1 protein-coding gene is annotated in these 412 nt (G+C 54.4%); it reads left to right on the forward strand.

Annotated elements, in window-relative coordinates; all coding sequences use genetic code 11:
- Positions 1-92: 92 nt before the first annotated feature.
- A partial coding sequence (locus tag AC1RO3_RS08715) for a hypothetical protein (RefSeq protein WP_481764035.1) occupies positions 93-412 on the forward strand: 320 nt, incomplete at its 3' end.

The raw sequence follows: 412 nt of genomic DNA on the forward strand, positions 1-412 counted from the left end.
GCGCGACGGACCCAATCTCGGTGTCCGCACCTATGCCCGAGACCTTTTCTATGGACTCGGGTGCTGCATACGAACAGCCTCTGCCACAGTCTTTGTCACCAACTAAGGCACTCGATACAGCCGCAGCTGCGGTTGGTGTGCGTCTTGCGGTTCAGGCCATGAGCGCGCAGCTATGGGCCGGTAATACCGAAACGAACTTGAGCCTAGAGCTTCAGTTCCATACGGAAACTGATCCCGTTACAGATGTTCGGACTCCTATCGTTAACCTTTTGAAGTTGACGATGCCTAGTACTGGCAAGTATGGGTTTCTGGAAAGCCCCGGCCCTTCGATCGACTTCGGAGATTCAGCGGCCTCCATAGCCAAGGACGCGGGTACCAATATAGGAACTTCTATTGGGTCAGTCGTCAATGG

Source organism: Dellaglioa sp. CoH-57-MRSF-19 (assembly GCF_056781975.1).